We start from the raw sequence: 24,433 nt of genomic DNA on the forward strand, positions 1-24,433 counted from the left end.
GCGCGCGGTCTGCTCCGCAGACACGACGCGCCGCCACTACGTGGCGGAAAGACGGCCACGCTCCGCGTGGCCCACCGGCCGGCTCCGCCGTCCGGTACGGACAACTCCGTTGCCCGCGGCTCGAATTGCTCCGCAATTCGGCCTACAGAAATTCGCTCCGCGAATTTCTGGGGCTGACTGCAAGACAGGGCTCCTCGAGAGCTTCCCGGTTCAGGGAATTGACTGCCCGTCAATTCCCTTTAACATTCGGCTGGTTCGCATACTGAGCGAGAACACTCCCCGATCTTTCCTGTCGGCAAACTACTCAACCGCGAACACGGGCGCTTCTGACTGGATCAACCCACCACCACTGGAGGTCAGAACTGCCTCATCTTGCTGCCCCGAAAGGTGAGCATGCCCCAGATAGGTTTAGACCTTTCGCGATTTGTGTTAGCTTCCCTCGCATGCGCATACGGTCGACGCACGGTCGTGGGATGCACGCTGTACTGAGGACGCTCGCGGCCTTCATGGTCGCGCTGCCGCTCTCCCTCATCGGCCCGGCGGCGGTCGCCAGCGGGGCCAAGTCCGGTTCGCCGAACCGCGAGTGCGCAACCCCCTCGATCGATCGGCTGCAACAGTGGATCGCCAGCGGCGAGGGCTCCACCGTTCCGGCAACTGGCAGTCTGCTCGTTCGCGAACGCGGCAGGTATGCAGCCAAGGTGACCTTCCTCAACGCCGAATGGCACGTGGTCGTCGTCTGGCTCGGTAACCAGTTCGAGGCTCAGAGCGACCTTTCCCGGTCGCGTGGCTTCTGGATGACCTACAGCGCGACCGACGACCTCTACGTCCAGCTACGGCCGGCGTCACACTGGAGCGGCGGCGACAAGTGGCTCACACGAGTGCCCTCCACAGGCGGCAAGGTCATGAAGAAATTCTTCAGCTTCTCCCCCGACAACTGGACGACGCTACCTGAACTGGGCACGCCCACGTACTCGTTCGCTTCGGCACTCACCGAGGCACGAGGTCTGGTTTTCGTCGGCAAGACCGCGAACGAACTCAACTTCCGCGGACTGCGCATCCACGGCTACCGGCCACCGTGCCTCTGACCTACAAAACTCCCCCAACGGACTCATCCAGCACGCAGCGTCCCCCGTACGACGGACGCGGACGAATTCGTCGTGTGGGTCCGCGACTTGGACGCGGTGACAGTGTGCCCGCGACGTATACGTCGCGGGCGTTCTGGGGCAAGCCCATCAGGCCAGCCTTGCCCCATTCGACCTGCAAGCCTGTTCCTGAACGCTCGGTAGAGCCGGGGGCGGTGCCTGTCCGAGGGCCGTCAAGTAGCGGGTTGATCCGATGAAGACCGGACCAGCTGCGCCACCGGCGGCCACCCACTCACCGGGTGCAACCGTCCATGGAACAGCGCGAGCTTCCGATGTTCGGCTAGTGACTGCCGCCCCGATCGGACCCCTCCTGACCTCGGCGCCGGGAAGCTCACCAGCGAGCGGCGAGCGGCATTGGTCCATCTCGGCATCTGCTCGCTGCCCCTCACCTGTGGCGAGGGGCAGCGAGATCGATCGGGGGCTTGGAGCCCGGCCGTTCTTCGCACAACGCGGTCTGGACGGCAGCCTCGATGTCGTCGTCCTGCATGTCGGTGCCGCCAGGGTCGACGTTGGCCATCACCGTGACCTGGTGGCCGTCGGTGGTGGCGCCGACCGCGGTCTGGTAGCCGAAGATGTCGCCGCCGTGCCCCCAATACACGCAACCGCTGCCGTTGGTGGGCTCTCTGCGTTCCAGGCCGAGGCCGTAGGTGCGGCCTTCGTCGCCGGTCTCCTTGGTGTGCATCATCTCCTTGAGCTGGGCCGGGCGCAGCAGCCTGCCGCCGACGAGGGCACTGAGGAAGCGGTTGAGATCACCGGCGCTGGAGATCATCTCGCCGGAGGCTCCCGCGACCGACGGGTTGATCGCAGTGAGGTCCATCAGCGGCGCGTCCTCGCCGGGGCGTACGTAGCCGCGCGGGTGCGGGCCGGCGATCGCGCTGTCGTCACCCGGTACGGAGGTCTGCCGCAGGTGTATGGGCTTGATGATGCGCCGAAGGATCTCCTCTCCGTACGGGTGGCCCGTCACCTTCTCGATGAGCATCCCCGCGATCAGGTAGTTGGTGTTGGAGTAGCGCCAGCCGCCGTCAGGCTTGAACGTCCTCGGCCGGGCCAGCGCGAGGTTGACTGAGTCGCGGGTGTCGTGATGGGCGAGTGGGTCCTCGAGGATGGCTTGCGGACCGAGGACGGCAAGGTAGTCGGGCAGGCCACTGGTGTGCTGCAGCAGCTGACGAACGGTGATCTCACGGTCGTCTTCCTCATGACCGTGGCCGTGGAAGAGGCCGGGCAGGTAGTGCTCCACCGGGACATCAAGGCCGATGCGATGCTCCCCCACTAGTTGCAGCACAACCGTGGCCACGAACGGCTTCGTCATGCTGCCGATCCGGAATCTGCTGCCGCCAGCCATCGGTAGCTGGCTGTTCACGTCCGCGACACCGCTGGTCAGCACGGTGCTGCCGTGCTGGTCCCGGGTTTGCAGGAGCGCGCCGGGTGCACCGTCGGCGGTGGTCAGCCGCTGCATCAGCGCACGCAGTTGCGCAGTGTCCGTGGTGGCGGCAGGGCGGGCGGCGCCGGATCGGGCCGTCGGCACCGTGTTGGCGCTCGCCGGCAGCGCGCCTGCCGCCACACCGACCGCCACGGTCAGCGCGAGTGCCCCACCCAGCGCCTGCTTGTGCTTGATCACGAGTTCCTCCTGAATGGCTGCCGAGGCCACGGCGGTTACAGCGGCCTGCGTGTCACAGAGGCAGCAACTTCCGCTCTGTGCACGCAGGTTCAGCATCTTCGAAGTGTGAGGACACCGCGATGGGGTGATCAACCGGATCGGCAGGGGGATAACCCCCGGTTCACTGAGCCTGTTGCAACTTCGTGCCCAGGACAGGTGGTTTGGCTGACAGCACAGTGAAGCCCTGATAGGTCAGGTTTCGGCCAAGAGAACTATCTCCACCAGAGGCTTCGCATGCTTGCCTACCCGTCCGGGATCGACGTGTAGGCTCCCGCCCTGCGCTTCCTGTCGGCTCAGTTGCGGGCGCACCGCTGGCGTCGTGGCACACGCCGACGGTGTTTGAGCGCCGACCGCCAGGCTCTGCTGGCGCTGGCCCATCTGTGGTGCGGGCGCACCTGTGCTCAGCTCGCGGCCGGGTTCGGTGTCGGCACCTACCGTCTACCGGTACATCGCCGAGACCGTCGAGGTTCTGGCTGCCCTCGACCCGGACTTGGCTGCCGCGATGAAGATCGCTGCACGCAAGGCGTTCGTGATCCTCGACGGCACGCTGCTGCCGATCGACCGTATCGCCGCCGACCGCCCGTTCCACTCCGGGAAACGCAAGAAGCACGGCGGACCCAGCGTCCTTGTACTTGAACACGCACTCCGAATTCCAGGCCCACAGGATCGGCGTCACGAACACGAGGAAGGCCCGGCACGGCGCGGACCGGCTGGAGATCTACGTCACCGAGCAGGGCTTCAACCCCGAGTACCAGTTCCTCAATCGGGGCGGTCTGGAGCTGGTGAAGAAGACCTGCCGCTACCCCTCCCAGGCGCACTGCGTCACCGACGTCGCCACCTCCGGCTACAGCGGACGCCATGTCGTGGTCGCCATCTGGAAGGCATCGCAGGCCACATGGGCCAGAAGTACTTCCTGTGCAGCGACGTCACCTTCAACTGACCCACCGGGCCCGCACCCCGTAACACCCGCGCGCCGACCCCGCGAGCGCATTCCGCAAGCGCCCTCGCGTGGCCGGTTCCCCCTCTCCCACCGCAGCCGCTGCTGCGCCGGTACTGGTCTCTGCTGGCGGCGGTTCGTATCGCGGCTCCAGCGGGGTTGACCGGCCACCGCGGGTGGCGCCTTCACTCCCAGCTGGTCTCCGGGATATGGGCATGGGAATGCGCGTCCCAACCTTCCCGGTCATGCCGGGCGCAGTGGTCGGCCACCATGCCCTCCCACAACCGATCCGGCCACCACAACGCACCATGATCCTCATGGAGATGCGTGTGCAGGGCCTCCAGCGCGACAGGGTCAGTAACCCGAGTGAACACGTAGAAGGGCCACTTGCTCTGGCCCGTCAGAATTCGGGTCTGCCGGATCTTCCACTTCCCCATGGCCGTCTCCCCACCTCGATCACATGATGCGCTCTACGGCCGTGACCCGAACAGCACCGTGCTGACCATTCTGTTAGGGGTTCTAACCGCTGATCACTCACGTCAGCGGTCGATCGGGGAGACCCGGTCCAGGCCGCTCTCGCGCAGGATCTGCTGGACCGTGTCGTCCAGGGTGCCGGCCTCGTCGATGACAGCCGCCAGGTCACCGGGCAGCAGATCCATCTCCTCGTACCAGTCGCGCAAGTGGACCCCGATGACGTGCTTGCGCTACTCGGCATCGCGCTTCGTCGCGTGCCGCACCAGCGTCTCCTCGAAGGGGACGTGGAGGTAGTAGCAGCGGGAGACGCCTCGGTGAGCGCGCACCAGGTCCTGCAGCATCGTTCCGTAGCGGTCCGCATACAGGATGCCCTCCAGGCGCATGCCCCGATCGTCGCCGAGAACAGCAGCCGCGGACAGAGGGCGTATCCGGCCCGAGCAGCGTTCTGCTGGTGGTGGCGCGCCGTTGGGCGGGTACGTTCTGCTGGCGGAGGCAGGTTCTGGGGCGGGCGGCAGGGTGGACAGCTTCCGTGGCGAGTCCTGCGGGCTGGGGTGGGGCGACGCCCTCCCCCAACACCCAACGCACCGCCACGCTGCGCCGCTACGAGCCCACCTCACCGGCCTCGATGGAAGTCGCCGTCTTCCTCGTTCGGCTCCAGCGGTGCGAACTGTCGCAGTCTGCCGCCCCTGATCATCCACATGCGGAAGAACTCCTCCTCCTGGTCCATCACCAGGAGCTGCACCAGATTCGGCTCACGCCACGGCATCTCGAACACGCGCTGCTTGAGAGCTTCAAGATCGGCATGGTTCAACGCACCCGCCCACACCTCGCACTCCGGGTTCTTCCACCCGCCCCAGCCGTGCGTCTTGGGACTCGTGAGCAGCTTCAAGAAGCCGACCCCGTGGGACTCTGAATGAGCACGACGAGGGGCGTCAGTGCGCAACCACTCGCTCAATGCCTCCACGCTTGCGCTGTCCGCCACATCAGCCGAAATCATCACGTTCGCCACCCAGCTCATAGCGATCGTTGTACAGCAGCGGTCAGTACACCTGCCTGGCCAATTCGTGATGGGGCTCGTGGAACTTGGTTCTGTCAGTAGTTGCGTGAAGCCGCATGGAGCGACCAGGCGATAGCCGGAGCCCAGGGGCGGGAAGATGAACATCAGTGTGGATCGGGCGCGAGTTGTCGACATGAGGACAGTGAGATGGCTGAGAACCCACAACCTCCGGCTGGGCTACCACCGGCGGAGTTGGCCCGCTGGGTTCAGGGGCAGCTCACGGCCGGGATGGTGTGGTCCGAGAGCCGCAGAGCGCGTTTCCGCCGGTCCGCCTCGCTGGTCAAGTTGCTATCCCTGGCATTCTCCGTTGCCTCGACAGTGATCTTGGGGCTTCAGGACCTCAACTTCTGGGCCAGTCTCGCCTTTTCCCTCGGGGCCGTCGGGGTTGCCGTCAATGCGGTCGAACCCTTCTTCAACTGGAGGGCCCGTTGGGTCCTCATGGAGGAATCGGAGGTCAGGTTGCGCCGAATCAGAGACGAGCTGGACTACCTCCTCGTAAGGACAGCGCCTGACCTCATACGCATCGAGGACGTCGACCCGTTCTTCCAAAGAGCACAGGAGGTGTGGACCGACATTAGTCGCCGATGGCTCGATCAGCGCCATGCAGACCAGCGGGATACCTGACCCCCTGACCAGCGCAAAGAGAGATCACGGCATAGTGAGGATCCTCGCTCTCAAGAGCGAGAACGACGCTCGGCCGTACATGCTCCTCTTGAGCAGTTTGATCCGGCAGACGTGGTCTTCGACGGCGCCAGAGCTTTACGGCATGGTAAGTCCGGCAGTGACGGCGTCGATGTCCTGGCGATAGTGAGGATCCTCGCTCTCAAGAGCGAGAACGACGCTCGGCCGTACATGCTCCTCTTGAGCAGTTTGATCCGGCAGACGTGGTCTTCGACGGCGCCAGAGCTTTACGGCATGGTAAGTCCGGCAGTGACGGCGTCGATGTCCTGGCGCAGGAAACTGGCGAGGGAACGGATCGGCGCGACGTCACACTGTTCGGCCTGCCGGATCCACTCGCTGAGCAAGTGACCCCGGCGGTGGCGGACGCGGCCGCGGTACTGCGTCCAGTCGAGGTCGCTGATGTGCCGGGGGTGCCGTCGGTGAGGACGGTGGCGGTGAAAACGTCATCGGCGGTCGCGGCGACCTGGCCGGGATCGGCGGGGTCGTAGCCGGTGACTGCCTCGGTGGGTGCGGGTGCGCTCGTGTGCTGGGAGGCGTACCAGCCGGCGCCGGTCAGGGTAAGACCAACGGTGAGGACGGCCAGCGCCATGGTGCGGGTGCGGTTCACGCCTTCAGCCCCAGAGTTTGGGCATCCCGTTTTCGGGCAGCCAGGCGAAGTCGGCTGCCATCAGCGTGCGGTACCAGTCGGCCTTCTTGTGGCAGAAGCCGAGCGCGTGCCCCATCTCGTGGGCGGCGACCCGGCGCCGGGAGCTGGTGTGGCCGTGCGCTTTGCCGGAGTCGAGGCAGGCTCGGTTGAGGTAGATGGTGTCCGCGCCGGGCGCGGGTGCGTAGCGGCCGTAGACGTTCTTTCAGCCGGGTCCGGTGTTGTTCTTGTCGTGCCACTGCAGGTCGGCGATCGAGGTGGCGTTGTCGGGTTTCACCTTGACCTGGTTCAGGCCGTTCGTGGTCCAGGCCTGGTGCGCGTGGGCGATCGCGTCGTTGAACCGGGTCTCGTCCTCCCACCGCACCTCCCCCTCGTCGTGTCCGGGGCGGGCCTCCTTGCCCCAGCCGCGGCAGGAGACGCAAAGCGCCTTCAGCTGACCGGCAAGGGACAGGGCCGCTGGACCATGCGGTGAAAGACCACGTTGAACGCCTTCGACACCACCTTCGACGGCCGCCTGTCGGCGGCCTGCCAGTAACCTCAAGTGCCTCGTTAACCTCAAGTGCCTCGTTGCACCGAACGTTCGACAGACCCACCGCCGGCTGTCCCAAGGTCTCTGCTGACCCATTGGCGACGGAGCCGTTCCCGCCTATCGCGGCCCCGACGGTTCGGCCGGTCGATCCGGCAGAGCCTAGGCATTCTTGGCGGCGGCTGCCGCGACGGTCGCCAGGTCTTCGCCCGAGAAGCCGGCGCGGCTCAGCACCGCCAGAGACTTGTTCGTCGCCAGCGTGCACAACGCCAGCTCTGCCGCCTCCTGTTCACTGGCCCCCGCCGCCAGCAACGCCTGCTCCAGCCTTGCCCGCAATCCCTCAATCATGGCCCGGACCATCGCCCGGCCCTCCGCGTCGAGGGCCGGGAACTGCGTTGCCGATACCGTGAGCAAGCAACCATCCGGGACCGTCGGGTCGGCGATGCGGTTCAGGGCGACCTGCAGGAAGGCGGTCACCACGGCGCTCGGGCTCGAGTGGGGGCCGGACAGTGCCTGCTCGTACAGCGGTTGGTAAGTCTGCCCGTACCGTTGGAGGCTTTTGCGGAAGAGAGCACCCTTGTCGCCGAAGGTGCCGTAGAGCGAGCCCCGGCCCAGTCCCGTGCCCTCGGTGAGGCGATCGATCGAGGCCTCCGAATACCCCCAGCGCCAGAAGACGTGCATCGCACGTCGTAGCGCCTCGTCCACGTCGAATTGCTTGCGGCCTGCCATGGTTCGTCAGCCTACACATCTTGTACCGATCGTTCAAAGATGGGTAGGGTCGACGGCATGACAAGCTTGCGTTCGCTGCGCCTGCCCGACGGATTCCTTGACGTCTTCACCAGCCGGCTCGTGGAGGTGAACGGGCTGCGGCTGCATGCGGTCACCGGCGGGGACGGCCCGGCACTGCTGCTGGTCGGCGGGTGGCCCCAGACCTGGTACGCCTGGCGGGAAGTGATGCCCGCGCTCGCCCGCCGGCACACCGTCGTCGCCGTCGACTCGCGCGGCGCAGGGCTCTCCGACAAGCCCGACGACGGGTACGACGCCGGCACACTCGCCGCCGATCTGGTCGCGCTGATGGCCGCGCTCGGGCACGACCGGTTCGACGTGGTCGGCCACGACATCGGTACCTGGACCGGATACGCCCTTGCCGCCGATCACCCCGAGCGGGTGGGACGGCTCGCCATCCTCGAAGCACTGATCCCCGGTCTCACGCCGTCCCCGCCGTTCTTCGGCCCGGCCGCGGCCAACCTGAAGCTCTGGCAGTTCGGCTTCAACCGGCTCACCGACCTCAACGAGGAACTGGTCCGGGGACGGGAACGGCTCTTCTTCGGCTGGCAGTTCGCCACCAAGGCCGCCACGCCGACCGCGATTCCCACGTACGCCGTCGACGTCTACGTCGACGCGATCACCGCGGATCCTCGCGCGCTGCGGGCGAGTTTCGCGTACTACCGGGCGCTGGACGAGACGATCGCGCAGAACGAGCAGCGCAGCAAGACCCGGCTGACGCTGCCGGTGCTCGCCGTCGGCGGCGCGCTGTGGAGCGGTGACGGTGCCGCCCGGACGATGCGGCTGGCGGCCGACGACGTCACGGAGGTCGTCCTCGACGACTGCGGCCATTACCCGGCCGAGGAGCAGCCGGCACGGTTCGTCGAGATCCTGGAAGACTTCCTCGCGGCCAATCGGTAGCAAGCACGCCCCACCCCCTGAACTTCGCGAACGGCAGGCGGAGCTTCATCTGTCGGCGACGCCTCAAGAAGGCCCACCATGTTCATCGAGACCGGCACCGACTCCTCTCGTCCTGCCCAGTCCCGGGCCAAGGACGAACGGGCCACCATGATCTGAGGAGGGCTGGAACCAGCACGGCGGGCGATGCCCGGTGTCGCGTCCCCACCCCTACTCAAAGGAGGTGGTCAGGCGGCAGCCTGGAGCCGGAAGTGCACGGCGGCAGCGCTGGAGGAAGCGGATTTTCCGTGCTGATCGGTGACCGCTGTCACGGCCAGGCCAGCGGCCGTGGCCAGTTCCTCGAACCCATCGCGGGTATACCAGTGCAAGAACCCACGGCCTCTCCACAACGCTGCTGTCTGAGCCGTGGTGGCGTTCATAGCGCAGAAGCGTCGTCTGTGTCCGAGCTGCCTCATCGCGATGTTCGTCGACGACGGACACCCGAAGCTCGGCGCCGTCGGGGAGCAGGGTGAAGGCGGGCCCGGCGAGGAAGATCGCCCGGTATCGGCGGGGCAGGTCCAGGACCTCCATACGCAGCAGAGGGTCACCGTCCCCGCATCCCTGCTCCAGTGCCGGCATGCCGGTTTGCTGAATGAAGGCCGCATAGGGCTCGGGGTCCTGGGGGGGGGAAGGACTTCAGCGGTCCATAGAGCTCTGCGACGATGCCTGTGTGGAAGTCAGCTGGGTCCACGCCGGCCACACTTTGCACACCTATCTCGCGCGTTCACGCGTTGCCGCTTCCCACCGACACGATCGCTACGAGCGTCCACCTGCTCGCGCCCCTCCGATCGTGCCCCCTGGTGTCTCGGAGCGTGACCTTCGACCGGTCGCCCTGCCCCCGGCTCCCTCACTCGGCGGGCTGGAGTCCGGCGTCAGAGGCCCAGGTTTGTGCAACGAATCGGGCCGCCTCGGCCCACCGGGCGGCCGGTGAATCGGCGTCCGCGAGCAGGTCGCCTTCCCGGGTGCACTCCCACTCCACCTGCCCGGCGAGCTCGACGAATTCCAGGGCCTTGTGCGCGGGCAGTTCGCCAACCGGGCCTCGCCTCATCCAGTCCAGGTCGTCGCGGCGTTCGGGCGCCACCTGCCGCACCGCGGCGAGAAAGTCCGCCGGGATGCGCCGGGTGACGGGCACCGCGGGCGTGTAGAGCGCCGTGCCGGTGGCGTCGTCGGTGACGGTGAACCGGCCCAGTGGGCGCAGCACGAGGGAGCGTCCGTCATAGCGGGTCAGCGTCAACTCGACCTGGCCGGTGCCTTCTTGGACGTCGGTCACCACGCCCTGGTGTTTGGCTTCTCGTCCAGGGCGCTCATCGTCGTCCTGCATCCAGCGGGTCTCGAGGACGACCCGCAGTCCTTTGAGTCCCTGCCAGTCGACGGTGTCGGCGGACTGGTGCGGTGATGCAGTGCTCGCCACGGCTCCCCACAGATGATCAGCGCGGCCCGACGCAGCGCATGTTCGTCCACTTCTACCGGCCGCGGCCACCCATGTCATGACGGCCCTCGGCGTACTCGGGGTCCGGTCACCCTTGTGCCGGGACCTGCGAGTGCAGCGCGGCGCAAGCTGACCTCGCGCAGAACCCGCACCTGTTCCTCTTCCTCACGCGGGGCCGGAACAGAGTGCGCGCGGGCGTCTGCGGGAAGGCCCGCTGAGCAATGCGGTGCGGTGCGATGCCGTCAATATGCGTGGTCCAGCACCGAGGCAGGCCGAAAGGCTGCGCGGTGATCTCGGTTTCCTGGGTGCTCATCGTCGCCTTGCGGCCCAGCCGTCGTTGGCGCATCCACGGATGAGGCGGCGCCCCTCTAGTCGTCGATCCGGAAGGTGATGACATCGACCTCGTCGGTTGCCGCCAGACCTGGGTAGTGGCCTTCGAGAGCTTCCCGGAGTTCGGCTGCGGTCGTCAGCCCTTCAGCTTGGGCGTCCCGGTCGGTGAGGTCACGGACCAGGCAGTGCCTGATGCCGGTCACCTCTGCCGACAGGACGACTTCAGGGTCGCTCTCAAACACCAGTCGTGCCGGGCCAAGCTGCGCAGGATCCCGGAAGCGGGTGGTCTTGGTCTTGGCGCCGGAGGAGACGACTTCGAGGTAGCGGGGGTTGAACCGAATGATCGGGGGTCCGGCCGTCTCGGGGTCTTGGTAGAGCAAGGGGTCGAGACCGTTCATGCCCGACTCCGGGGTCCATCGCTGGGCCAGCGGCATCAGGTCGGCGGCAAGCACGGACCTGAGCCCTGCGGGGGTGGGAACGATGACACGCATGGCGGGGTAGTAGTCCACGAAGACCTGCCGATCGCGTCCGCACGGGCCGATGACCCCGCGCCCATGGTTCCCCACGGCGACGATGCAGCGCATCTGGCGGGCGCCCTGGGCCCGGGCAGCTCCCAGAGCTACGAGTTCGGCGCAGGGCCCGCCGGTGAAGTGGTAGAGGTTCACGCCGGCGAACATCCGGTAGTCGGCGGCCATGACCGCGGCGCCCACTGTGTGGATCCCCTCTTCATCGGGCCCGGCGTCGGTATGCGCGTCTACGGTGCGGCGTGCCAGCTCCACGAGCTCACGCTCATCATCATCGAGAGCTCGTACAGATGACGGGACGTACACCTCTTGACCTTCCCTTCCTTCGGCACAGCCACCCAAGATCATTCCACGCCCCACAGGCGGGCTCCACAGGGTTTCCGCTCACCTTGACTGTCGCTCACAAGAGAACATCGTCAGAGGCCGTCCGCTGGAAGGCGAAGCGCGCTGTCGCAGGGGCCGCGGGATGTGATGGGTGGCAGCGCCGTAGTCGCCGAGGCGCAGCACGTCGTCTCCGCGGTGCGGGCTGAGCGCCGCGACGAGGCGGGTCGCAACGGCAACATCAACTGGGACGACGGCTTCGAACGGCTGGTCCTGTTCCTTCAGCGCACTCTGCGCGACCCCACTGGTCTTCGACGCATCAGCGTCCCAAGCGATCGCTGATGACCTGACCCTGATCAGCGATCCGGAGAATCCCGCCGATGACACGCCGTTCGATCGTCTGACGGACCGTCTCGTGGAATGGTGCAGGAAGCATCCTGCGCCGGTCACCCATCCGCATGACCCGCACCTGTACCGGTAGTTGGTGAGTTCGCGGGTCACCGAGGTGTCGACGCGGCGGGCGGAGGAGTGACCCGTCCGCGACCGAAGCCTCCGGCTGATCCCTCCCTGGATCGCGCGGAAGTCATCGCCGGGTGCCTGGCAGAGGCGCGCGCTCCCTGCCCGGACGTCAGGCTTCGGTTCCGCGGACGCATCAGGTAGGAAGACGTCCGTGACCGAGCCACCCCAGACCGCCGCCACCCAGCACGCGTTCATTGCCCTTGCGCCGCCCGACAGTGCGAAGGACGAGCTGGCGCACGCGCTGGGACCGGCCTGTGCCGCCTATCCCGACTTGCGCTGGAACCGCATCGAGGACTGGCACATCACCCTCGCGTTCCTGGGCGAGCTGCCGGTGCGGACTGTCCAGCGGCTTCGTTCGCCCCTCGCCGACCTGGCCACTGCCCGACCCGCTCTCGAACTGGCGCTGCTCGGTGGTGGACACTTCGACGAGCGAGTGCTTTGGAGCGGCATCGACGGCGATCTCGACCAACTGCACGAGTTGGCTGAAGCAGTACGCGCCCAGGTCAGGGACTGCGGCGTGACCTTCGTCGAACGTCCGCTGCGCCCCCATCTCACGCTGGCCCGCGCTCGCCGCTACGACAACGTGTCCGTACCAGCGGCGGCCGCCGGCCTCGACGGCTTCACCGGACGCCCTTGGCAGACCGAACGCCTCCATCTGGTGGGCAGCACGGTAAGAAGCCAGTCGAGCGCACGGCGGTATCGCGACATCGACTCATGGCCCCTGGTCACTGGGCACAGTCATCCCGATCCGAAACCGCCGCAGGCTGCTGTCCATGAGCATCAGGAGGGCTCGAGCCTGCGATGATCCCGTCTCGGCCCGGCGGGCGGCCGGTGGTCATGGCCGTCAGGGTGATGAGAGCCGGGGTGAGGGCGGTGCGTTCCTCGAAGTCCGGTGGTGTTCTGGTTGCCCGGAGCGGACGCTGCCGATGTGCGGTTGCGAAGGAGCCGATCTGGCTTCGCTGATCGCTCGTGAAAGCTCGGCGTCGGGCTTGGTCAGGGGGCGGGCCAACCAGTGTGCCCAGTCAGATCGCGTTATGGGCGAGCATGTTGTTGGCGCAGTCCGGGACGGACTGGCCGGCGGGGCGCGGCTGCCAGTCGAGGAGTGTGCGCGCCTTTGCGGTGCTGTACCGGTTCCATACCGCAGACCCCCAATGGTCGCGAGGAGCCCACAACCTGACGCAGAAGCCACACGAATCGCCGCGCGCTGCCGTCGAACACACGCATCGCATAGGCCGGAATCAGCCCCTCCCCTACCAGGGCAAGTACCGCGCGTACATGCACAGATCGACGTCCACCCGTCATCAAGCAGCCCTACACGCGCACAACGCCGACTGAATAGCGACGGGAAACCGACAGGTAACCGACGGATCGACACACGACCGCAGCCCGCGCGCGAACGGAGTGTCGCATTCACGCCATGGCCACACCGCCGGATCGCCGCTTTCCGTCATGGTCTACGCCATTTTGGCCACCACTCTGCCCCGAAATCAGGCGTTTTCAGGAAAGGCCATATCGGACAGGCATCGCATCCCGCACAACGGGCACTGTGAGACCACCCCCGCGCACCACCCGCACGACCCGCACCACTTCCCCCCACTCCTGCTCGGCACCGTCATCCGCCGCGTCACCACCGGCATTCAGCCCAGGAGTACTGGTGAACACCACCCACACCGCCACCGCCCTCACCCGCCGCCTCGGCCGCGCCCTCGGCTGGCACCTGACCCTCGCCATGTCCGGGGCAGCCGGATTCGCCCTCACCGGGATCCGCACCCACCGCACCGGCCTGTACGTCACCTGGGCCGCCCTGCCCCTCACCGCCCTGCTCTGGGCCACAGCCCGCGCGTACGAAAGGCGCCTCCTGCAACGCGACCGGGCAGCAGACACCGCACACGCCGACGACTGGACACCCGCCGCCTGACCGATTCAGCGGAAAGACGTCCACCGCGCATGGTGATCTTTGCGATGGACACCACGGTCACGTCGCCATCCCGGGCCGCGCACGCAGGACCACGCCCGCGGCCCGGCTCACCCCGCGAAGCGACGGGACTTCAGGACATGTGCGGGACGGGTGTGGTGCGGTCGACCTCGTCCCGCACGAGCAAGGTCAGCAAGGAGGCCACGCTCACGTCGGCCTCCGCGGGGTGACGCAGGATCTTGGAAGGATCGATCGCGTACACGTTGCCGCGGCCCTCACGCATGTGGGAGAGGTAACCGGCTTCTTCGAGGTCGGTGATGATGCGCTGCACGGCCCGCTCGGTCAGGCGGCAATGCGCGGCCAGGTCCCGCATGCGGGCCTGCCGGTTGTCGGCGATCGCCGCAAGGACCCGGGCGTGGTTGGTCAAGAACGTCCACCCGGTGCGCGACTCGTTCTGTTCCTGCATGCGCCCAGTCTAGAACCATCCCAGCCATCTGAAACACGAAACAGATTTCCGGTCTCAGTTGACGTGATTCAAAGTTCGTACCAAGCTGTGGGTCGCCCAACGGAGACAGCGGGAGGTGGAACGGTGCTCGACGGTACGCAGCCAGCAGTCTGGACCGCACTGCGCATGAACGGCGGTCCACAGTCCATCTGCATTGCTCCCTCGGCGCCGCTCATCGAAACGTACGAGCGCGGCGAACGCACTTGTGTGGTGGTGCACGGAGAGGTCGACATCGATGTCACCGCCGCCTTGCACGAGGCGCTGAACGCAGCCCTGGACCGATCGGCGACAGGGCTGGATCTGGAACTCGAGCCCTTGCGGTTCTGCGACTGCGCCGGTCTCAGGGTGCTGTTACAGGTCCGTCGGGCGGCATTGCAGGCGGGCAAAACCGTGCACATCTGCTCGGCCGGCCCTCCCCTCGCTCGACTGCTGCGCATCACCCGCACCGACACCCTGTTCAACGCGGCGACCGCCACTGAGACGGCAACAGACCACGCGCCCCGCGAACGCGCCATGCCCACACAGCTCCCTGTCACCCCGCCTCCGGCCAACTCCCGCGCACGGACGGCACCTTCAAGCAGCCCGCACGGGCAGACGGCCCAGGCGCAGTCCGCGTAACACCCCACCGCAACCCGCCAGCATCACTACTGCCAAGGGGGCAACCTCATGAACACCGTGACGGCAACCGAGCGTTCACATCACTCAGCCTCACGGACCCAGCACGACCTGATCGAGCGCGCCTACGCCGATCCGGCCTCCATCGCTCCTCGCGACGCCCGCGACGTGGGCAGGCACTTCTTCAACCGGCTCGCCCACCTCGAAGAAGGCACGCATGAGCACCAGTACGTCCGCAACGTGCTCATCGAGATGAACCTCTCCCTGGTCCAGTACGCCGCCTCCCGCTTCAAGCACCGCGGGCCCCAGGAGATGGAGGACATCGTCCAGGTCGGCACCATCGGACTCATCAAGGCCATCGACCGGTTCGAACTCTCCCGCGAGGTCGAATTCACCTCGTTCGCCGTCCCCTACATCACCGGTGAGATCAAGCGCTTCTTCCGCGACACCACTTGGGCCGTCCACGTGCCGCGCCGCCTCCAGGAAGCCCGTGTCGAGTTGTCCAAGGCCACCGAGGAACTGCAGACCCGGCTGGGTCGGCTCCCCACGACGCAGGAACTCGCCGAGCTCATGCAGCTGGAGCCGGCGGAGGTCTCGGAGGCCCAGAAGGCGGTCAACGGGTACAACACCGTCTCTCTCGACGCCGCGGTCCTGGCGCACGGCGACGAGTCCGATACCGCGCTGGTCGACTTCATCGGCATCGAGGAGAACTCGTACGAACTCATCGAGAACTACCGGTCCCTGGCCCCTCTCATCGCTGAACTCGACGAACGCAGCCGCACCATCGTCCATCTCCGCTTCGTCGAAGAGCGCACGCAGCAGCAGATCGCCGACGAGCTCGGCCTCTCGCAGATGCACGTCTCCCGCCTCCTCGGCCGCATCCTGAACAAGCTCCGCAGCGGACTGCTCACGACCGCGTAGAGAATCTGCGTACGCATATGTGCAGGGCCCGCACCGAGGAAACCGACGAAGCAGTGCGGGCCCTGTCATGCCGTGCGCAGATCAGAACCTTTGTCGAAAGGCCCCTTGAGGCACAGGGCTCTCACGGTCTTTCCCGGGAGCGGCGTCGGGCCGCGGCGAGGGGGACAGGGGCAGTGCCGGTGACCACTGTGTTGGAGACGGAGCCGATGCCCTCGACGGTGAGGGTGACGGTGTCTCCGGGTTTCAGTGGCGCTGGAGTCTGTTCGCCGCGCAGGCCCCACAGTTCGGCGAGGCAGCCGCCGTTGCCGCAGGTGCCGGAGCCGAGGACGTCACCGGGTACGACACGGGTGCCGCGCGAGGCGTGGGCGACCATCTCCTCGAAGGTCCAGCTCATGTTGGACAGCAGGTCCTTGCCGATCACCTGGCCGTTGACCTCGGCGGTCAGCGCCAGGCGGAGGAAGCCCTCGCCGTCGCGGTACGGGTCCAGTTCGTCGGCGGTGACCAGGTAGGGGCCGAGCGTGGTGGCGGTGTCCTTGCCCTTGCAGGGGCCCAGGCCCACCTTCATCTCGGCCGACTGGAGGTCGCGGGCCGACCAGTCGTTGAGGACGGTGTAGCCGACGATGTGGTCGCGGGCCCGCTCAGGCGTGAGGTCCTGGCCCTCGCGGCCGATGACGGCGGCGACTTCGAGCTCGTAGTCGAGGACCGTGGATCCGGGCGGCATCGGGATGTCGTCGCCGGGTCCGTAGATCGCGTGTGGATTGGTGAAGTAGAAGGTGGGGGCGGCGTACCACTGTTCGGGCACGCCGCCGACGCCGTCGATCGATCGGCGTACGCCCTCCACGTGCTCCTCGAAAGTGACGAAGTCCCTTACGGACGTGGGCTGGAGCGGGGGCAGCAGGCGTACCTGGGAGACGTGCGGGCCGGGCGGACCGTCGAGTGCGGTGGTCCCCGCGTCGAGCAGGGCGGGCAGACCGTCGGTGGAGCGCAGCAGATCGGTGAGCGAGGCCGGAGTGGGCAGTTGGTGGAGCGTGCCGTCGGTCTCGACGACGGCGACGCGGGTGCGGTGTCGGTGCTCGTAGGTGGCGAATCGCATTCGGGCTCCTGGCGCGGGCAGGGCCGCGGGCGCGGCAGGTGGCAGCAGGGCATGCACAGGGCCGCCGCTCCCCCGGAACTCGGGGTGGGGTCAGACCGGCGGGGCGGTGAACACGCCGTGGTCGGGGTCGTTGAAGGACTCCTTGGCGACCAGTTCGTTCATCGGGTTCGCCGTGCCCCATTGGTCGGTGACCTCGGGCTGCGAGAAGTCGTAGACGTGCGGGTGCCAGGTGTCCTCGTCCAGGCACTCCAACTCGGTCGTGTACTCCACGGTGTTGCCGTGCGGATCGAGGAAGTAGGTGAACGTGTTGTCGCCCGCCATGTGCCGGCCCGGACCCCAGATCTTGCGGAACCCGGCGCGCATCACCCGGCCGGAACCCCGCATGTACTCGTCCAGACCCCGCATCTCGAACGAGACGTGGTGCAGTGCCGTGTGCGGGCCCTGGGCGATCGCCATCGAGTGGTGCTGGGTGGAGATCCGCATGAAGTGCATGACCTCGCCCATGTGCGGCGAGGACAGCGTGTCCGACAGGGCGAAGCCCAGGTGGCGCTCGTACCACTCCCGGGTCCGGTTCAGGTCGGGGGAATTGAGGACGACGTGGGAGAGCTTGACCGGGATGGCCTCCTTCTCCTCGATCTTGCGGTGCCGCCTGGCCTCCACGTCGGAGGAGACCTCGATGGTGCGGCCGTCGACGTCGAAGAAGCGGAAGCCGTACCCGCCGCCCGGGGTGTCGACCTTCCCTGGCCGGCAGATCAACTGCACGCCTTGGGAGAGGAGTTGCTCGGCGAGGGTGTCCACGTCGGCGGCGCCGGCTGCTCCGTAGGAGACGAGGTCGAGGCGCTTGTCCTCGGCCTTGCGCAGCCGGATGACGTAGTTCTCCGGGCTGCCTTCGGCGGCGAGGAAGGAAAGGCCGGAGTCCTCGGCCACCTTGGTCAGGCCCCAGACGCCGGAGTAGAAGTCGAGCTGCTTGTCGTAGTCGGGCACGGCGAGGTCGACGTGCCGCAGGTGAGTGAGCAGACGGTTGCCCATGAGGGGTCAGTCCTTCCGGAGGAGGGCGGCCGCGGTGCCGCCGCGCACCGCTGCGAAGTCGGCGTCGGACAGGCCGGCGGCGCGCAACGCGGCCACCGGGTCCCCGGCGCCCATGTCGAACGGGAAGTCGGAGCCGAGCAGCACGCGGTCCGCGCCCGCCACGCGCACCAACTCCCGCAGTACGTACGGGTCGTGGACCAGCGAGTCGAAGTAGATCCGTTGGAGGTAGCTGCTCGGCAGGTGGGCGCAGCCGGACCGCGCGTCGGGCCGAACGGACCAGGCGTGGTCGGCGCGGCCGATGTGCGTGGGCAGATATCCGCCGCCGTGCGCGGCGATGATCCGCAGGCCCGGGAAGCGGTCCAGGACACCGGAGAAGATCAGGTGCGAGAGGGCGACGGCGTTCTCGGTGGGCTGGCCGACGGAGTTGGCCAGGTACCAGCGGTCGAGCCGCTCGTCGAGCGTGCAGCCGAAGGGGTGCAGGAAGACGAGCGCACCCGTCTCCTCGACCCTCGACCAGAACGGTTCGTAGGCCGGGTCGGACAGTTCGCGTCCGGGGGCGTGGCTGGAGATCTCCACTCCGCGCAGGCCCAGGCTCAGCGCGTGGTCGAGCACCCGCACCGTCAGAGCGGGGTGTTGCAGCGGGACGAGGCCGAGGCCGCGCAGCCGGTCGGGGGCGGTCGAACAGTGCGCGGCGGTGGCTTCGGCGGCCAGCCGGTGGACCTGCTCCGCCGTCTCCTCGTCCGCCCAGTAGTGGTAGTGCGAGGGAGACGGACTGACCAGCTGTACGTCCACACCCTGGCCGTCCATCGCGGCGAGCCGGGCAAAGGGGTCGGTGAGGCGGGGGATGCGTTCACCGACCATCGGGCCGTTGACCCGCAGCGCGTCCGGCCCGTTGCGGCGGGCATCCAGGGCCTTCGCCTCGGCATGGCCCGGCAGGCCCTCGACCAGCGCGTCGACTTCGAGGAGCAGGACGTGCGCGTGCACGTCGACGGTGGGCGGGGTCGTCGTCACGGCAGTTCCCGCAGCATGGTCATGGTGCGGCCCATCAGACCGGGTACGTCGGCGTCGCGGACGCCGTCGATCTGCCACTGGCCGATCTGGACGGAGGCCTCGACGACCGGGCGTACGCGGGTGATCCGGCGCTCGTAGTACGCCTGGAGCAGGGCGTCGTCCCACGTGTCGGTGGAGGTCAGGAGCTGTGCGAGCACCCAGGAGTCCTCCAGGGACAGGGCTGCGCCCTGGGCCAGCGTGGGCGGGCAGCAGTGGGCGGCGTCCCCGGTGAGCACGACACGGCCGCGATGCCAGGAGCCCTCGACCAGCATCCGGTCGCACCAGGTGTAGTTGACCTGGGACGGGTCCGTGATGTGCGCGGTGATCTCCGGCCAGTTGCCGCCGTAGTGCCGGGCGAGCGCGCGCATCTCGTCGGCGTACGACGCGCGTGGGAGGGCGGCCCGGTCGCGGTTCGCCTCGACGACGTACGCGTAGAGCGTGTCGTCACCGGTGGGGCAGTATCCGGCGATGTAGGCGGGGCCGCCGAAGGCGAGGTCGGTGCGGGTCACTCCGGCAGGGCGGGGCGCCGCGATCCGCCAGACGGCCATGCCGGTGGGCTCGGGCCTGTCCGTGATGCCGATGGCCGCGCGGGTGGCGGAGCCCAGTCCGTCGGCGGCGATCACGAGGTCGTAGCGGCCCTCGGTGCCGTCGGTGAAGCGGACGGTGACGCCTGGGTCGTCGGGCGGCTGGGCCAGGGACACGGCGCGCACGCCGAGGCGGATGCCGGCGCCACTGGCGCGGACCGCGTCGCTGAGGATGCGCTGAAGCCGCGGGCGCTGCATGCCGACGGTGGCGGGCAGGTCGTCGCCGCCCGTCCGCAGGTCGTCCGCGACGTGCAGGACGGTGCCGTCGGGGGCGGTGATGCCGACCGCGTCGAAGCCGTACCCGGACTTCTCGACCTGGTCCCAGACGCCGAGTTCGCGCAGCACGCGCAGGGCGTTGCCCTGGAGGGTGATGCCGGAGCCCGCGGTGGCGTTCCCATCGGCCTGCGCCTCGATCAGATCGACGGTGATCCCGGCGCGGCGCAGCAGGATCGTGGCGGCGTTGCCGGCCGCGCCGCCGCCTATGACAAGGACCGTGCGGGGTGTGGCCATGAAGTGAACTCCCTTGTTCCGCTGGATGGTTGAGGACTACTTGACGGCGATGGGACTGACCGGGGAGCCCACGGCGCCGGTGATCGGCAAGGGAGCGGCCGTGAGCCAGACGTCGTACACGCCGTCGGCCGCGCAGTCCTCGGCGAGTGCGTCCAGGTCCCACATCTCGCCGATGAGCAGCCCCATGTTGGGGATCGCGACCTGGTGGAGCGGCTGGAAGGCGTGCTCGAACTCGTTCGGGCGGACTTCGAAGCCCCAGGTGTCGGTGGCGATCGCGGCGATCTCCGTGCGGTGCAGCCAGCTCGCCGTGGTGAACGACAGGCCGGGCGCGGGGCCGCCCGCGTAATCGCCCCAGCCCTCGCGCCGGGCCCGCGTGAGGCGTCCGGTGCGTACGAGGGCGATGTCGCCGCGGCCGACGCGCACGCCGTGCGCCCGCGCGGTGGCGGTCAGATGCGCCTCGGTGATCGCGAAGCCGTCGGGGAGTTCGCCGTGCTCGCCGATGACGCGGCCCACGTCCAGCAGGACGCCCCGCCCGGCGACGTGCGGGGCCATGTGCTCGATGCCGGTGACCAGGTCACCGTCGGAGGTGACCGTGGTCGCCGCGTCGCGGCCGTTCCACGCCTTGCCGTGGTCGAAGATGTGGCCGAGGCCGTCCCACTGGGTGGAGCACTGCAGCGGCATCGCGATCACGTCGTCGGCGCCGCCCAGGCCGTGCGGGAAGTCCTGGTTGCCGAGGGCCGCGTCGGTGCCGGTGTCGAGCATCGTGTGGACGGGGTTGGTGCGCCGCCGCCATCCCTTCTGCGGACCGTCCATGTCGAAACGCTGGGACAGCGAGAAGGTGACGCCCCTGCGGACGAGCGCGGCGCCCTCGCGTCGCTTGGCCTCGTCGAGGAAGTTCAGCGTGCCGAGCACGTCGCCGGCGCCCCAACGCCCCCAGTTCGAGTACGCCTTCGCGGCCTCGGCGATCGCGCCTTCGGGGTCGGTGCGGTCCGGCGCCCTCACGCCGTCGCCTCCGCCACGCACCGGGTGCGCTGCGCGCCGAGTCCGCTGATCGAGCCGTCCATCACGTCGCCGTCGCGCAGCAGTCGGCCCCGGTGGATGCCGTTCCCGGCCGGGGAACCCGTCAACACCAGGTCTCCGGGCAGGAGTTGGGCGGACTGCGAGGCGTAGGACACCATCCGCGCCACGTCGAAGACCATGTCCTTGGTGGACTCGTCCTGCATGGTCTCGCCGTTCAGCTTGAGGACCAGCCGCAGATCGCCGGGGTCGCCGACCGACTCAGCCGGCACGATCCACGGGCCGAGCGGCGTGAAGCCGGGCGCGTTCTTGCTGCGCAGCCAGTCGGTGCCGATCTGCGGCATGTCGCGGCGGAAGACGGTGGCGCGGTCGGTGAGGTCGTTGGCGATCGTGTACCCGGCGACGTGCTCCAGTGCCTCCGCGACGGACACCCGGTACGCCGGGCGGCCGATGACGGCCGCCAACTCCAGCTCCCAGTCCGGCTGTGCGGCCCACGCGGGCAGTACGACATCGTCGTGCGGTCCGGTGATCGCGCTCGGCAGCCCGATGAACACGTACGGCAGGTCCTCGGCGGTCCGCCGGTCCATGAGCGCGGCGGCCTCGGCGCGCCGCTCGTGCGCCGGGCGGTCGTCGCCGGGCGCACGGTGGGCGACATGCAGATCGATCACGTGCTGCCGGTAGTTGGCACCGGACTGGAACACCTGGCGCGGCTGGAGCGGAGCATGCGTCCGGAATTCCGCCAGCGGCCTGCGCTCCACTGAGGCGTCCGCGGCCAGGGCCCGCAGTCGCGGCAGCACGGCGGGCCAGTCCTCGAGGAGGTGCAGGACGGTCAACCGCCCGTCGCCCAGGGCCTCGCGCAGATCGACGACGCCCCGCTCGGAAGTGACCAGGGCGGGAAACGGCGGGCCGTCCACGGTCGAGAGGGTCGCGAGGGCGAAGGGGCCGGCGAAGGGCGCGGACGCGGGAGCAGGCTTCACGGACATGTCCTCCTGATAGCGGTGGGACTAATCTGGACCCGCCCATCGCGATCAGGGAAATAGATCGTGTGGATGACCGTCATCCACCGGATCGATTTCGGCTGGTCAGCGTCAGCGCCGCCCGGCGCCTGCACCGAGGGAATTCCGTGAACCTGGCCCGGCTTGACCTCAACCTCGTCGTCGCGCTGCGCGCCCTGCTCGAGGAGCGCAACGTCACCCGCGCCGGACAGCGCGTCGGGCTGAGCCAGCCCGCCATGAGCGCCGCCCTCGCCCGGCTGCGCCGCCACTTCGACGACGACCTGCTCGCCCGGGTCGGCGGCCACTACGAGCTCACCGCCCTCGGCCAGGTCCTCCTCGACCGCACCTCCACCGCCTACGACGTCCTGGAGCGCCTCTTCGCCAGCCAGGCCGTCTTCGACCCGGCCGGGGAGAGCCGTGAGTTCAAGCTGGTGGCCTCCGACTACGCCGTCTCCGTCTTCGGCGCCGAACTCGCCCGCGTCGTCCACGCACAGGCCCCCGGTATCCGACTGCGCTTCACCCAGACCCCGCCCGCCGTGGTCGACGGCACGGCCACCCTGCTCAGCGCCGTCGACGGACTGCTCATGCCGCACGGTGTCATCAGCGACTTCCCCGCCACCGATCTCTACGACGACCGCTGGGTCTTCCTCGTCGCCGACGACCACCCCGACGTCGCCGACCGACTCACCCGCGCCGACCTGGCCGCCCTCCCCTGGGTCACCTACCAGCGCACCTACGACGCCCCGGCCGTCCGCCAGCTCGGCATGCTCGGCATCGAGCCGCAGGTCGAAGTCTCCGTCGACAACTTCCAGTTGCTGCCGCTGCTGGTCGCAGGCACCCGGCGCATCGCCCTGATCCAGGCCCGCCTCGCCCGCCTCCTGGCGCCGATCGCTGCCGTCCGCGTACTGGAACCGCCCTACGAGGCCGTGCCGTTGCAGGAAGCGCTGTGGTGGCATCCCGTCCACACGCACGACGCCGGACACATCTGGCTGCGCGAGACCGCCGCCCGGGTCGGGCAGGAACTGGCCGGGCACGGCACCTGACCAATCCGGCCGTCCGGACGACGAGTTCATCGGCACCGGCAGCACGGAGCAGCTTCCCGTTGCGCCACCGGGCGTAGGTGAAACACGCATCTTCGGCCTTCGCGGGAGGGCGCCGCAGCTCAGCGGCTCCCTGCGCGCCGACGCCTCGGGCGGGCACCGGCGACGTACGCTCAAGATCGCGCCGCCGTTCGGGCAGGCGGAGACACGGAGAGGCTACGGATGAGCACCGAAATTGCAGACGAACATCCGTCCACTCTTGGGGTGGTCGTGGCCGGCCGCGCCTTCCAAGCCGTGGAACCAGACGGACGCGTCATCGACCTCGCGCTGGAGCTCGGGACCCCACGCCCCGCGCCCGACAAGGACTGGATCTGCCCGTGCCGCATCCGGGGACTGGACGACTCCCGGGTATGGATGATCTACGGCATCGACGCGCTTCAGGCACTCACGCTCGCCAACGACCTGCTCGCCACCCAGATCGCCGCTTTCGCAGAGGAGCGTGGATGGACGTTCAACTGGCTGGGTGCCGAGAACGTCCCGATCGCAGACGTGTTGCACAAGCGCCCCTCGACCTGGGACCGGGAGGTTCACGAAGGCCACCGACCGCCGTCGTGAGCTGACGCGGAGCGCAGCGAACCGTTCCAGGTTTGATCCGGACGCCGCGGTACCCCGACCGGCACGCACCTCGCCCCGTGTCTCGAGCCGGTGAAGGCGGCCTACAACCCACCCCTACCTGCCTGCGGACCATGCGGTCCCCAGCCGATCCGTCCCACCCCTGCAAACCTGCGCCGCCGAAGTCCCCGAGGACCTGGAGCAGGTTCTCCCTGTCGACGAGGTCGAGGTCGGCGTAGACGATACGCGCGCCCACCTGAACTGCCAGGTCCAGCAAGTCCTCGTCGGACATCTTCCCGGGTTCCAGGGCGCAGACGCCAGCGGTGCGCTGCTCGAGCAGGTCCGGGATCCGCACGCGCCGAGTGCAGCCGCATGTTGGTCCAGGGCATCCAGATCGGAGACGATCACGGAATCGGGCGGGGTCATACGGCGGACGATCCGGCCGCCCTCCGCCGTTCATCTGCGCGCCGGGACCGACCGCGCCCGTCAGGCCGGAGAACGCCTCCTCGCCCTCGCCGACAGCGCGAGCGCGAACGCCCTCCGCAACACCGCCGACGGCGTCCAGCACATTGCCTGGGCCATCTG

At 68.2% G+C, this 24,433-nt stretch carries 27 protein-coding genes and 1 pseudogene; 12 read left to right on the forward strand and 16 right to left on the reverse strand.

The window, feature by feature from the left end:
- Window positions 1-473: 473 nt before the first annotated feature.
- Window positions 474-1,085, forward strand: a complete 612-nt coding sequence (locus ACIBUY_RS23065; RefSeq protein ID WP_365571726.1) for a hypothetical protein — start codon at window positions 474-476, stop codon at window positions 1,083-1,085.
- Between the two features lie 442 nt (window positions 1,086-1,527).
- Here ACIBUY_RS23065 and ACIBUY_RS23070 read toward each other — a convergent pair whose 3' ends face one another.
- On the reverse strand, window positions 1,528-2,856 hold the full coding sequence (locus tag ACIBUY_RS23070; protein ID WP_399153503.1) for a serine hydrolase domain-containing protein: 1,329 nt from the start codon (window positions 2,854-2,856) through the stop codon (window positions 1,528-1,530).
- A 219-nt stretch (window positions 2,857-3,075) separates the two neighbouring features.
- On the opposite strand from ACIBUY_RS23070, the pseudogene ACIBUY_RS23075 reads away from it, so the two are divergent.
- Window positions 3,076-3,412, forward strand: a pseudogene (locus tag ACIBUY_RS23075) (transposase family protein); the annotation flags it as partial.
- A 19-nt stretch (window positions 3,413-3,431) separates the two neighbouring features.
- Window positions 3,432-3,899, forward strand: a complete 468-nt coding sequence (locus ACIBUY_RS23080; RefSeq protein WP_399153504.1) for a lytic polysaccharide monooxygenase — start codon at window positions 3,432-3,434, stop codon at window positions 3,897-3,899.
- 22 nt (window positions 3,900-3,921) lie between these two features.
- Here ACIBUY_RS23080 and ACIBUY_RS23085 read toward each other — a convergent pair whose 3' ends face one another.
- The 4 genes from ACIBUY_RS23085 to ACIBUY_RS23100 form a co-directional block, all read right to left on the reverse strand.
- A complete protein-coding gene (locus ACIBUY_RS23085) occupies window positions 3,922-4,173 on the reverse strand; it encodes a hypothetical protein (protein ID WP_399153505.1) in 252 nt (83 codons plus the stop codon).
- Between the two features lie 102 nt (window positions 4,174-4,275).
- Window positions 4,276-4,416, reverse strand: coding sequence for a hypothetical protein (locus ACIBUY_RS23090; RefSeq protein WP_399153506.1), 141 nt, complete (start codon window positions 4,414-4,416; stop codon window positions 4,276-4,278).
- Window positions 4,417-4,440: 24 nt separating this feature from the next.
- Complete coding sequence (locus ACIBUY_RS23095) at window positions 4,441-4,593, reverse strand: hypothetical protein (RefSeq protein ID WP_365571738.1); 153 nt, start codon at window positions 4,591-4,593, stop codon at window positions 4,441-4,443.
- A 230-nt stretch (window positions 4,594-4,823) separates the two neighbouring features.
- Entirely contained in the window at window positions 4,824-5,228 is a 405-nt protein-coding gene (locus tag ACIBUY_RS23100) for a squamosa promoter-binding protein 15 (RefSeq protein WP_399153507.1), read from the reverse strand.
- Window positions 5,229-5,414: 186 nt separating this feature from the next.
- On the opposite strand from ACIBUY_RS23100, the gene ACIBUY_RS23105 reads away from it, so the two are divergent.
- Window positions 5,415-5,891: a DUF4231 domain-containing protein gene (locus ACIBUY_RS23105; RefSeq protein WP_399153508.1), complete on the forward strand. Its 477-nt coding sequence runs from the start codon at window positions 5,415-5,417 to the stop codon at window positions 5,889-5,891.
- Window positions 5,892-6,796: 905 nt separating this feature from the next.
- Here ACIBUY_RS23105 and ACIBUY_RS23110 read toward each other — a convergent pair.
- Together ACIBUY_RS23110 and ACIBUY_RS23115 are read right to left on the reverse strand one after the other, a co-directional pair.
- Window positions 6,797-6,955, reverse strand: coding sequence for a hypothetical protein (locus tag ACIBUY_RS23110; protein WP_399153509.1), 159 nt, complete (start codon window positions 6,953-6,955; stop codon window positions 6,797-6,799).
- Window positions 6,956-7,279: 324 nt separating this feature from the next.
- On the reverse strand, window positions 7,280-7,846 hold the full coding sequence (locus ACIBUY_RS23115; protein ID WP_399153510.1) for a TetR/AcrR family transcriptional regulator: 567 nt from the start codon (window positions 7,844-7,846) through the stop codon (window positions 7,280-7,282).
- Window positions 7,847-7,903: 57 nt separating this feature from the next.
- Here ACIBUY_RS23115 and ACIBUY_RS23120 point away from each other — a divergent pair, with 57 nt between their 5' ends.
- Entirely contained in the window at window positions 7,904-8,803 is a 900-nt protein-coding gene (locus ACIBUY_RS23120; protein WP_365565235.1) for an alpha/beta hydrolase, read from the forward strand.
- An 883-nt stretch (window positions 8,804-9,686) separates the two neighbouring features.
- Here the strand turns inward: ACIBUY_RS23120 and ACIBUY_RS23125 are convergent.
- Both ACIBUY_RS23125 and ACIBUY_RS23130 read right to left on the reverse strand, forming a co-directional pair.
- On the reverse strand, window positions 9,687-10,250 hold the full coding sequence (locus tag ACIBUY_RS23125) for a hypothetical protein (RefSeq protein ID WP_399153511.1): 564 nt from the start codon (window positions 10,248-10,250) through the stop codon (window positions 9,687-9,689).
- 386 nt (window positions 10,251-10,636) lie between these two features.
- Window positions 10,637-11,377: an ASCH domain-containing protein gene (locus ACIBUY_RS23130; protein WP_365565240.1), complete on the reverse strand. Its 741-nt coding sequence runs from the start codon at window positions 11,375-11,377 to the stop codon at window positions 10,637-10,639.
- A 216-nt stretch (window positions 11,378-11,593) separates the two neighbouring features.
- On the opposite strand from ACIBUY_RS23130, the gene ACIBUY_RS23135 reads away from it, so the two are divergent.
- The 3 genes from ACIBUY_RS23135 to ACIBUY_RS23145 all read left to right on the forward strand — a co-directional run bounded on the left by ACIBUY_RS23135 (window position 11,594) and on the right by ACIBUY_RS23145 (window position 13,880).
- Window positions 11,594-11,785 carry a hypothetical protein gene (locus ACIBUY_RS23135; protein WP_399153512.1) on the forward strand — a complete coding sequence of 64 codons (192 nt, stop codon included), beginning with the start codon at window positions 11,594-11,596 and terminating at the stop codon, window positions 11,783-11,785.
- A 328-nt stretch (window positions 11,786-12,113) separates the two neighbouring features.
- Window positions 12,114-12,767: an RNA 2',3'-cyclic phosphodiesterase gene (gene thpR, locus ACIBUY_RS23140; RefSeq protein WP_399153513.1), complete on the forward strand. Its 654-nt coding sequence runs from the start codon at window positions 12,114-12,116 to the stop codon at window positions 12,765-12,767.
- A gap of 849 nt (window positions 12,768-13,616) precedes the next feature.
- Window positions 13,617-13,880, forward strand: coding sequence for a hypothetical protein (locus ACIBUY_RS23145; RefSeq protein WP_365565248.1), 264 nt, complete (start codon window positions 13,617-13,619; stop codon window positions 13,878-13,880).
- A gap of 130 nt (window positions 13,881-14,010) precedes the next feature.
- Here the strand turns inward: ACIBUY_RS23145 and ACIBUY_RS23150 are convergent, their stop codons facing one another.
- On the reverse strand, window positions 14,011-14,343 hold the full coding sequence (locus tag ACIBUY_RS23150) for a helix-turn-helix transcriptional regulator (protein ID WP_399153514.1): 333 nt from the start codon (window positions 14,341-14,343) through the stop codon (window positions 14,011-14,013).
- Window positions 14,344-14,466: 123 nt separating this feature from the next.
- Here ACIBUY_RS23150 and ACIBUY_RS23155 point away from each other — a divergent pair, with 123 nt between their 5' ends.
- Complete coding sequence (locus ACIBUY_RS23155) at window positions 14,467-15,000, forward strand: STAS domain-containing protein (RefSeq protein WP_399153515.1); 534 nt, start codon at window positions 14,467-14,469, stop codon at window positions 14,998-15,000.
- A 48-nt stretch (window positions 15,001-15,048) separates the two neighbouring features.
- Window positions 15,049-15,918, forward strand: a complete 870-nt coding sequence (locus ACIBUY_RS23160) for a SigB/SigF/SigG family RNA polymerase sigma factor (RefSeq protein WP_399153516.1) — start codon at window positions 15,049-15,051, stop codon at window positions 15,916-15,918.
- Between the two features lie 121 nt (window positions 15,919-16,039).
- Here ACIBUY_RS23160 and ACIBUY_RS23165 read toward each other — a convergent pair whose 3' ends face one another.
- The 6 genes from ACIBUY_RS23165 to ACIBUY_RS23190 form a co-directional block, all read right to left on the reverse strand.
- The gene (locus ACIBUY_RS23165) at window positions 16,040-17,011 is read right to left on the reverse strand and encodes a fumarylacetoacetate hydrolase family protein (protein WP_399153517.1); all 972 of its coding nucleotides are present in this window, start codon (window positions 17,009-17,011) and stop codon (window positions 16,040-16,042) included.
- 90 nt (window positions 17,012-17,101) lie between these two features.
- Window positions 17,102-18,040: a VOC family protein gene (locus tag ACIBUY_RS23170; protein WP_399153518.1), complete on the reverse strand. Its 939-nt coding sequence runs from the start codon at window positions 18,038-18,040 to the stop codon at window positions 17,102-17,104.
- A gap of 6 nt (window positions 18,041-18,046) precedes the next feature.
- Window positions 18,047-19,051, reverse strand: a complete 1,005-nt coding sequence (locus tag ACIBUY_RS23175; RefSeq protein ID WP_399153519.1) for an amidohydrolase family protein — start codon at window positions 19,049-19,051, stop codon at window positions 18,047-18,049.
- Window positions 19,048-20,184: an FAD-dependent oxidoreductase gene (locus tag ACIBUY_RS23180; protein WP_399153520.1), complete on the reverse strand. Its 1,137-nt coding sequence runs from the start codon at window positions 20,182-20,184 to the stop codon at window positions 19,048-19,050. The genes ACIBUY_RS23175 and ACIBUY_RS23180 overlap by 4 nt, the downstream gene beginning before the upstream one ends.
- A 36-nt stretch (window positions 20,185-20,220) precedes the next feature.
- Window positions 20,221-21,186 carry a cyclase family protein gene (locus ACIBUY_RS23185; protein WP_399153521.1) on the reverse strand — a complete coding sequence of 322 codons (966 nt, stop codon included), beginning with the start codon at window positions 21,184-21,186 and terminating at the stop codon, window positions 20,221-20,223.
- Entirely contained in the window at window positions 21,183-22,184 is a 1,002-nt protein-coding gene (locus ACIBUY_RS23190; protein WP_399153522.1) for a fumarylacetoacetate hydrolase family protein, read from the reverse strand. Before ACIBUY_RS23190 ends, ACIBUY_RS23185 begins: the two co-directional genes overlap by 4 nt.
- A 140-nt stretch (window positions 22,185-22,324) precedes the next feature.
- Here ACIBUY_RS23190 and ACIBUY_RS23195 point away from each other — a divergent pair, with 140 nt between their 5' ends.
- Both ACIBUY_RS23195 and ACIBUY_RS23200 read left to right on the forward strand, forming a co-directional pair.
- Window positions 22,325-23,239 carry a LysR family transcriptional regulator gene (locus ACIBUY_RS23195; protein WP_399153523.1) on the forward strand — a complete coding sequence of 305 codons (915 nt, stop codon included), beginning with the start codon at window positions 22,325-22,327 and terminating at the stop codon, window positions 23,237-23,239.
- A 219-nt stretch (window positions 23,240-23,458) separates the two neighbouring features.
- Window positions 23,459-23,851, forward strand: coding sequence for a DUF6968 family protein (locus ACIBUY_RS23200; RefSeq protein WP_399153524.1), 393 nt, complete (start codon window positions 23,459-23,461; stop codon window positions 23,849-23,851).
- Window positions 23,852-24,433: the final 582 nt, after the last annotated feature.

It is taken from the genome of Streptomyces sp. NPDC050085 (assembly GCF_044460595.1).
Lineage (GTDB): Bacteria > Actinomycetota > Actinomycetes > Streptomycetales > Streptomycetaceae > Streptomyces.

Coding starts and splice junctions, on each gene's coding strand:
- ACIBUY_RS23190 (WP_399153522.1), bottom strand. CDS start 22,184: ATGTCCGTGAAGCCTGCTCCCGCGTCCGCGCCCTTCGCCGGCCCCTTC.
- ACIBUY_RS23180 (WP_399153520.1), bottom strand. CDS start 20,184: ATGGCCACACCCCGCACGGTCCTTGTCATAGGCGGCGGCGCGGCCGGC.
- ACIBUY_RS23200 (WP_399153524.1), top strand. CDS start 23,459: ATGAGCACCGAAATTGCAGACGAACATCCGTCCACTCTTGGGGTGGTC.
- ACIBUY_RS23095 (WP_365571738.1), bottom strand. CDS start 4,593: ATGCGCCTGGAGGGCATCCTGTATGCGGACCGCTACGGAACGATGCTG.
- ACIBUY_RS23115 (WP_399153510.1), bottom strand. CDS start 7,846: ATGGCAGGCCGCAAGCAATTCGACGTGGACGAGGCGCTACGACGTGCG.
- ACIBUY_RS23160 (WP_399153516.1), top strand. CDS start 15,049: ATGAACACCGTGACGGCAACCGAGCGTTCACATCACTCAGCCTCACGG.
- ACIBUY_RS23065 (WP_365571726.1), top strand. CDS start 474: ATGCACGCTGTACTGAGGACGCTCGCGGCCTTCATGGTCGCGCTGCCG.
- ACIBUY_RS23085 (WP_399153505.1), bottom strand. CDS start 4,173: ATGGGGAAGTGGAAGATCCGGCAGACCCGAATTCTGACGGGCCAGAGC.
- ACIBUY_RS23170 (WP_399153518.1), bottom strand. CDS start 18,040: ATGGGCAACCGTCTGCTCACTCACCTGCGGCACGTCGACCTCGCCGTG.
- ACIBUY_RS23070 (WP_399153503.1), bottom strand. CDS start 2,856: ATGCTGAACCTGCGTGCACAGAGCGGAAGTTGCTGCCTCTGTGACACG.
- ACIBUY_RS23135 (WP_399153512.1), top strand. CDS start 11,594: ATGGGTGGCAGCGCCGTAGTCGCCGAGGCGCAGCACGTCGTCTCCGCG.
- ACIBUY_RS23165 (WP_399153517.1), bottom strand. CDS start 17,011: ATGCGATTCGCCACCTACGAGCACCGACACCGCACCCGCGTCGCCGTC.
- ACIBUY_RS23150 (WP_399153514.1), bottom strand. CDS start 14,343: ATGCAGGAACAGAACGAGTCGCGCACCGGGTGGACGTTCTTGACCAAC.
- ACIBUY_RS23120 (WP_365565235.1), top strand. CDS start 7,904: ATGACAAGCTTGCGTTCGCTGCGCCTGCCCGACGGATTCCTTGACGTC.
- ACIBUY_RS23105 (WP_399153508.1), top strand. CDS start 5,415: ATGGCTGAGAACCCACAACCTCCGGCTGGGCTACCACCGGCGGAGTTG.
- ACIBUY_RS23100 (WP_399153507.1), bottom strand. CDS start 5,228: ATGAGCTGGGTGGCGAACGTGATGATTTCGGCTGATGTGGCGGACAGC.